The 9036-nt window shown below is 42.7% G+C and carries 1 protein-coding gene; it reads right to left on the bottom strand.

Going from position 1 to position 9036, the window contains the following annotated elements:
* Positions 1–8994, bottom strand: an 8994-nt coding sequence (locus tag BUB91_RS21210; protein ID WP_139250526.1) for a putative Ig domain-containing protein, incomplete at its 3' end; no start/stop codon positions are given.
* Positions 8995–9036 lie beyond the last annotated feature (42 nt).

The raw sequence follows: 9036 nt of genomic DNA, 5'->3' as shown, positions 1-9036 counted from the left end.
CGTCAGATCAGCAGTCAATACTAGTGTATTGTAGTTCGAACCTGTGATGGTAGCAGTTGCTTCCTCGCTTCCTACGTTTGTTCTTGTATTATCAGAATAAGCTACTGACGTTCCTGCCGGAAGTGTGCCTGTGATTTCGATGTTTTTTTCCGTTCCGTCAAAAGTAAAGCTGGTATCGTCGAAACTAACTCCTCCCACTGTGGCAGGCCTGACCTCAAAGTCTGCACTTGTAAAATCAATCGAGTAGTTAGCTCCTGCGTCTAAAGTTCCTTGCTGAATGGCATAGAATCCAACGTCTTCACCTGTAACCCTATCTAAATCTCCTGTCAGGATGCTTTCATCATCTCCTCCTTCAAAACCAGTAGCTGTAAAGGTAAATACAGGATCTGCATCACCATAGATTTTATTCTGTCCGGCAGCAGCTGTGATTTCCAATGTCTTTTTCGACGTGGTAAAAGTCACTTCATTGCCATAGGTAGTCATACCGTTTTGGTTAGTACTGTAGGCTCTTACGTAATACGTCGTATTGAATTGTAAGCCTGTGACAGCTTCCCCGAAGAGATTAGTGGTCAAAGTCATCGCAACTTTGGTATCTGAGATATCAGGATTGGAAGTGGTCGCATAGACAATTCCTGTTTCCTGTTCACAATCCAATCCATTTAATAATTCCCCCCCTAGTTCTGCGCTTGAGTGGCTTATTAAGGACGGGGTAGAGGTAGTAAGAGCTGCAGGTATTGGTTCAGTAATCTCAACTGACTTGGTTACCGAACATCCATTTGTGTCAGTGATTATCACGGAGTAATTTCCCGCAGAAAGTCCGTTGATGCTTGCCGTTGATGCTCCATTGTTCCATTGATAGGTAAACGGTGCCAAGCCTTCATCAGGAGTGGCTGTTATGGATCCGTCAGACCCTCCGTTACATGTCACGTTGGTTGGCACTATGGAAGCTTCCAACAAATTAACCTGAATCAGATCTGTCTTTGTCAGGGTTCTAGAACAACCATCTAAATCATTTACAGTTAATTTGACTGTGTAGGTTCCAGCGCTAGCATACTCGTGTATTGGGTTTTGCTGCGTAGAAGTTGTCCCGTCTCCAAAGTCCCATACCCATCCTATAGAAGGAGAGCTTGCGATGGTGTTATTTGTAAATGCCACAGTGAGAGGACCGCAGCCCTCGGTGATATCTGTAGAAAAGTCAACATCAGGGCCTATAACCTGAATATAGTTGGTCTTTGTTATTGTTTTGGAGCAAGAGCCTCCATCGGTAGTTAAGACTACCGAGTAAGTTCCCGGCTGCGTATACGTATGGGATGGATGCTGTTCTGTTGAGGTGGTTCCGTCTCCAAAATCCCAACTCCAACTTTCTGCCCCAACAGATAAATCCTCAAAATCAACTTCCAGGGGTCCGCAACCAAATGTTGTATTTGCATTAAACTCAGCGCTCAACTCATCATTGGAGAAAACTTTTTCTATGGTAGAAGAACATCCATATTCTGTATCTGTTACTGTGAGTTTTACAGTGAAATCTCCATAAGCATTGTAAGCATGAATAGGGTTTTGAGCAGAACTAGTAGTTCCGTCTCCAAAATCCCATGCCCATACATCTGCAGAGGTGGATTGATCCGTAAAGAAAACCGTTAATGGAGTTTGGCAACCTTCCGTAGGACTCAAAATGAAATCCGCCTGGGCATTACATTCGTTTTGATCTATAGTGATGGATAAAGCAGTAGAGGTTACACTTACATTTCCTGCTGTATCTGTTGCGTTAGCAGTGATTGCATAAGTCCCATCGGTAAGAGCGGGAGAAGTGAAACTCCAGTTTCCTGATCCATCGGCGGTGGTGGTTCCCAGAGAATTACCTTCGCTAAACACTTCTACAGAAGTATTTGCTTCCGCCGTTCCGGTAAACGTAGGAGTTTGGTCGGCGGTAATATTATCGGTAGAACTTGTACCTGTATCACTGGCAGCTGATAAATCCGGCATAGAAGGACTTGCAGGTGCTGTTTGGTCTAATGTTGCATTATTTGCTGAAATAATACTTCCTTCATTATCCCCGTCGTCTGTCAACGTGATTTCAATAGTTAAAATTCCATCTGTTAATGAGCTAACATCCACAGGAATTTGTTGCGTTGCACTATTGATAGGTAGAGAACCAGTGATAGTGGCTGTATTGCCATCGCCACTACTGGAAATACTATAATTAGCTGTTGTGTTTATTTCTGTATTGGAAATAGTGAATGACGTATTCGAAGATTCCATGGCATTGATGAGCAGTTCATCCCAAGCCACAGTATAACCTGTCGGAGCAGTGGCGTCTTTGGTGACAGTCGTTGTAGCGTCTGCTCCTACATTCCCGGCATTATCGGTCAAATTAATAGTCAGGGTGATGGTTCCATCTCCTAATGAGGTTAAGTCAAATCCTCCTCCTGCGTTATCAAAAATCTGTGTTTCCGAAGTCACTGAAGCTGTCCCCGTTATCGGTGCTCCGCTGGTTGAGGAGCTGAATTCATAACTTAGTATTGTGCCGATTTCAAGTGCTAAGCCTCCAAATTCAACTGTTTCAACATTGGATGAATTAATAATTGTTTGAGCACCAAGTTCAAAAGAGGCAGCATATCCATTAGGCGCTACCGCATCCACAAGTACCTGATCGGTAGCCCCTACGCTATTTAAGGTGAGGTTGGCGTTGTTGCCAGCCGCATCCCTTATAGTTCCGCCATTTAATGATAAACTTCCTACAACAATTCCATTATCATCAAGATCTCCGGATTGAACGGTATAGCTAAAAACCAGTGCACTGGAACCTGAACCTGACACAAAAATGGCCTGCTCGGTTTCTGAACCGATATTTATACTGATTTCTGGATTGCCTGTCACCGCCACCAATTCTGAGAAATTGACTGTAAAGTCCAGCGTTTCCCCTTCCACGTAGGTTTGGTCAGCTGGTACTGAAACGCTGGCTATCACCGGAATCACTCCATCAATCTGTAGATCCTTTTGTCCTAAAAGGGAGTTGGGTGATCCTGTTGAAGGCAAGCTGATTAATGCATCATCTCCTGAAATATTCTGTATAGTGGCTCCATTAAGTGCTAATGCATTTGTAGCCGTATAATCCAAATCGGACGAGACATCTCCCTGCTGAACGGTATAGCCAAAAGTCAAAACATTGCTTCCAGAGCCGCTAATGTAACTCGCTTCCCGATCCGTACTTCCTGTTTCCAAGGTTAGGATTGGACTTCCTCCAGCTGTATTTACAGTAACAGCCTGGTCAAATTCAACCAAAACGGTGAGCTCATCTTCCAGGTTATAGGTACCGTTTACAGCAGTGCTTGTGACTAAGGTAACTATTGGATTGATAGAATTTACAGTTATAGAAACTACGTCCGTGTCGGTTTGTGGACCGCCAGATCCTGAAAAACCTTGGTCATTGGATGTCATGGCAAGGCTTGCAAGGCCATTAAACCCAGCTATAGGACTAAAAATCAAACCATCCAGGGCAGTATTGATATTATCAATTGTCCCTAAAAACACCATCGTACCATCATTCACTCCAGAACCTTGGGAAAAAGTCAGCCCCCCAGTACCAGATAATGATATCAATCCATTGGTTGCGGTGAGTGTGATCTGTATTTCATTTGATCCTGCATCCACATCACTTACACTGATCAGGTTTCCGTTGCCACTGGAGAAAACCAAAGCCGCGTCCTGATCAATTTGCTGTGTTCCAGAAACAGTGTTAACAGGAGCATCATTTACTGCGGTGACTGTAAGGGTAACATCAGCTTGATCAGTCAATGCACCACCAGAACCGATATTTCCATTATCGGTAATACTAATGTTTAAATTCACATCGGAAGAAGCATTTAATGCAGTAGTGAATGTCAGTTCCCCGTTGGCAATAAATGCGTTGATATCAGATAAACTCCCTTCCAAAATCAAGGAATTTGAAGTACCACCAACAGTCACACCATTTCCCGAAATGGCAGCTAAAGTTCCGCTACCCACATTAAAAGTCACTGTGACCGGACTCGAACCTGCGTCAGGATCGGTAAAGCTTATTCCTGTTAGTGCTTCAGGCTCGTCTTCGAACACTGAAATGTTTAAAGGAGTAGAGATGACCGGAGCATCGTTGACTCCTTGGATGCTGAGTTCAAAGGAATCAGAAACAGTTCCCCCGTTTCCATCATTCGCAATAACGTCTATAGTTATCAAACCAGTATCATCATTTCCCGGTGTCCCGCTAAAAGTCCTAGTCAATGGATCAAAACTCAGCCAAGCAGGGAAAGAACCACCGCCTGATAATTGGGCTGAATACGTCAATACATCCCCAACATCAATATCCTCAAAAGTATTGGCAGCAAATTGGAAGGTAAATACTACATTCTCTGTAGCAGTTTGATCCGGAATCGCATTAGATACAGTTGGGATATCGTTGACATTTGCTACTGTTATATCAAATGTGTCGTTTGTCGATTCCCCGTTGCCATCATCTGCAATCACCTCAATACTGACAGTACCTACATTCGTATTTAAAGGAGTTCCACTAAAGGTTCGGTTTGCTGGATTAAAGCTGAGCCAAGCCGGTAATGCTCCACCACCTGACAATTGTGCTGAATACGTCAAATCATCCCCATCCACATCTTGGAATGTGTTCATGGCAAACTGGAAGCTCAATGCCTCATCTTGGTCTATATTCTGATTCGGAATAGGATTGACTACAGTTGGTGCTTCATTGACATCGGTAATGCTTATGCTAAAAGGAAGTTCCAGAAACAATCCTTCAGAATCAGTCACCCGAACACGGATGGTATAGGTGTTTTTTGTTTCAAAATCAAAGACTTCCCCTGTTAGAAGTTCATCTCCTGTCAAAGTAAACGAATCGTTATCCTCATCTCCTGCCCCATCCGCAAAAGTATATACAAAGGTATCCCCGGCATTCGGGTCAACAGCCGATAATGTCCCAACGGTTGTTCCTATAGCTTCATTTTCAGCTACACTACTGTTATCCAACAAAATATCGGATGGACTTTCATTAACTTCATCCACTGTGACAGTGAATGGTTTTTCAAAAGTCAATCCGCCGGCATCAGTCACCCTAATCCGGATGGAATAACTGTTTTGTACATCAAAATCAAAGACAGCTGCACTACGGAGTTCATTTCCTGCTATACTGAAAGCAAAATTATCATCACTTCCTATGCCCGAAACCAACGTATAAGTAAATGTATCGCCATTGTCTACATCTGTGGCTGAGAGTGTGCCTACTAACGTACCCGAGGGTTCGTTTTCTGGTATACTGTTATTATCCAAAAGTATATCGGAAGGAGCATCATTAACGGCGGTAATATTGATGCTTATTGTACTTATTAAAATATCCGTTCCTCCCCCTGATCCGGTATTCCCGTTGTCATTAATGGATACGTCTACAGACCCAGCTCCATTTCCGCTTAGATTGGCATCTGGTCTAAAGTATATATTTGAGGGTGTATTTATATAATTGTTTAAGTCAATCAAATTACCTGTGAATGTTGCTTCACTGGTAAGCTGACCGCTAAGTGTAATACCAGTACCTGTAGCGTAATCAAAAACCCCTCCTGTTGCTTCCAACTTCAGCGTTAATTCCCCTCCTCCGGCATCGACATCACTGATTGTGCCCGCTGAAATATCGAAAGGATCTTCTGTAGCATCTTCGGTAACGGTAACAGATGCTGGTAAGCCTGTAAAAGTGGGCGCATCATTGACCAGTACAATAGTAATCGTAAAAGTTTGATCCGTAAGTGTCCCCCCATCCGGATCGCTTAGTGTAAAAATAAAGCTGTCTGAACTATCATTATCAGTAGTACTGGTATATCTAAGTCGGTCATTGTTGATATCATCCTGAGTAAATGACGCACCTACCGTGAGTTCCGCATCCCCGGAATCAAACGTATTATTCAAATTGTCATCTATAAATAAGGTTCCATAAGCAACGGCACCGGTAATAGTTGCAGTAAGTTGAGAATCATCCGCTGTTTCTTCATCATCAAAATGCAATTTACCACTATCAATACCTGCGGTCTCTCCTTCGTTTACGGTTAAACCCGTATTGGCATCAACAATTGGACTCTTATTTGCTGAACTGGTTGTAAAACTTATTTGGCTCCCATAACCCGTACCTGCACTATTAATAGCATAAGCGCGTACGTAATACATTGTTGAAGCAGTTAGCCCGGTGATCTCATCAGAAAAGCTTCCATCGCCAGTGCCGATTTGGACTTTGGTGTCATCATCTATATTAGGGGTTCCGATGGTGTTGTACACAATTCCTCTGTCAGTAATGCTGACACCGCCATTGTCGGTTACATTACCACCTAAAGTAGCTGTGGTGGCGGTAATACCTGAGGCAGCTGTGGTGGTAACAGTAGCAAGCACACTAATTACAGGACTATTCACCTCAATATTGTTGAGTGCAGTCCAGGTTTTATCTCCTCCCTGCTTGTAAATACGTATTTCATCAACATTAGAAAAAGCCGCGGAAAGTATTCCCGACTGAGATAGGTTCACATAACTTTCGTCGGTATTCCCAGCAAATGTAATTGCACCCTTCGAGCTTCCATTATCAAAGGCCTCGATGATAAATGTTAGATTCCATGTTCCCCAATCCATAAAATCTAAGCTCTCCAATGAGAAATTGTCTCCATTGGCAGACTTTATAGCCCATCCGTAATGTTGTAAGGTCCCCCCATAAGTAACGATTGGCGGATATGTAGGCCAGTCAACATGATCATGATATTCCAGAGGATCAGCGGTCAAAGCTGTACCAGAACTATTTATGGGATAAGCTTCTATATCTATATCAGAAATATTTACAGACCCTCCTTCACCGTCTACTGCCTTAGAATCTGAAAAACCATCATCGTTTGAAAACGAGATTGTTGGATTAGTATTCAATAAAACAGAAGGTGCATCTGTCGTAAAACTCACCTGATTTCCATAACTCGTACCTACACTATTAATAGCATAAGCCCTTACATAGTATGTAGTTGAAGCTATAAGCCCGGTGATCTCATCAGAAAAACTACCGTCTCCGGAGCCGATCTGTACTTTAGTATCTGATGTTGTGGGTGTCCCGGTGGTATTATAGACAACACCCCGTTCTGTTACACTTGCACCACCATTGTTAGTTACGTTGCCGCCTAAAGTGGCGGTGGTAGCGGTAAGAGAGGCTGCTGTTAAAGTGGTTAGGGTTGGAGGTGAATATGAAGGTGCTACGTAGGTTGAAGTATAAAAATCATCTATGGAAGTGATGTTAGTTGTTCCCAGTCCGATAAAGAGGTATGCCTCTGCAGACCCCGCCAATTCAGCATTAGTAACTGTTTGTGTTTGCTCTACCAGCGGAGTACTTGATGCTAGTGTGCCATCAGAATTTGCATTAAATATCCTTGCAGTAACCCGGTATTGATTAGCTCCTAAATAGGAGACTTCCATTTCCCAATAACGCCATCTGGAAGTAAAATTAAGACCTGTCTGTAGAGTTGTTAAATCCCCTGTATTGAAAAAACCCATACTACCTGCATTGTTATCGCCAGCTCCAATAGCAATATGAGGCCTATAAGCCGTAACTGCATCGTTTGCAGGAAGACCTAATGCACCATCGACTTCTGGATCCTTTTTATTTGTGATTCCAAATGCACTGATATAAGTACCTTCCATAAAAGCACCTATTTTCCAGTTTGCCAAAGTAGGTGAAAAAGGTTGGTGAAAGGTCCAAATCTGTGCTGCAGTAATATTTCCTGTACTAAATCTTCCAGTATTGTCAATACCACCTGATGCGGCATACGAAGCCAGTCCGCTAGGTTGGCCTGTACTGAAGTTGGATGAAAACTCTGTAGAGGAATTAAAATAAACCGTTGGTGTAGGGAGTTCAAAAGAATTAAGAGTCGTAAAACTCACCTGATTTCCATAACTCGTACCTACATTATTAATAGCATAAGCCCTTACATAGTATGTAGTTGAAGCGGTAAGCCCGGTGATCTCATCAGAAAAGCTACCGTCTCCGGAACCGATCTGTACTTTAGTATCTGATGTTGTGGGTGTCCCGGTGGTATTATAGACAATCCCACGCTCGGTAACTGCAACTCCGCCGTTATCAGTAACATTCCCTCCTAAGGTTGCAGTAGTAGCTTTGATGCCTGAAGCGACTGTTGTAGTTATGGTTGGTGTACTACTTGGAGGAATAATGTTTGGTGTATTAAATGCTCCTGAGGTAATGGTATAGGCATTTGAATCATCATAAACCCAATTGTTTCTATTATTGATTTCTGAGGCTACAAAAGCTTTAGTTCCTGTTAGCGTACCATTATATTTTGCGTTGTCCGTTTCATTAAATGGATTAGGAAACAAAACAATCGCATTGGTTCCGTTAGTTAGCGTACTCGGAAGTCCGGAAGTAGCAGTTCCAGTTGTAGCACATGACTGTCCTACTACTGTGCAGTTCTGGCAATCGAACCAATTATTTGCATCGTCACAACCTGCCGTATGGGCAAAATTATCATCACCATACAGTCCAGATAAAAAAGTAGGAGAGCTGGGCTTCGCTCCGGTAGTGCTTTGGTAGGCAAATAGGTTATCACCTCCCGAAAGATTCCAACCCGTTCCGCTTAAAAGGGAGGACATACTGCCGACAGAAGAAATTAAAACATTTGTTGAACCATTTTCATAAACATATATAATTGTTCCGGCAGGTGTTGCTCCTGTAGCAGTCCATGAATAATGTCCTTCGTTTCCCGCATACCATGTATTCCCGTTAGCATTCCAACCTTCTTCGGTAAAATAGATTACCGTTCCAGCAGATAGATCTTCTAGTGTAATCCAAGAAAAAGAATGGTCTTGTGTTCCGTTTGCATCCGTATTATAACCTAAAAAAGCAATATCTCCGGGAGCAAGAGTCTGGCTGTTTGCGGTATTGCAAGCAAAAGAAAGTAAAAAAAATAACGAAAGTAAAAGTTTTTGCATAGTGTATGAGTTAACTGATAATATTAGGTTTTAGAGTACAGG

It is taken from the genome of Leeuwenhoekiella marinoflava DSM 3653, assembly GCF_900129005.1.
GTDB lineage: Bacteria > Bacteroidota > Bacteroidia > Flavobacteriales > Flavobacteriaceae > Leeuwenhoekiella > Leeuwenhoekiella marinoflava.
This window is presented reverse-complemented; position numbering and strand designations above follow the sequence as displayed.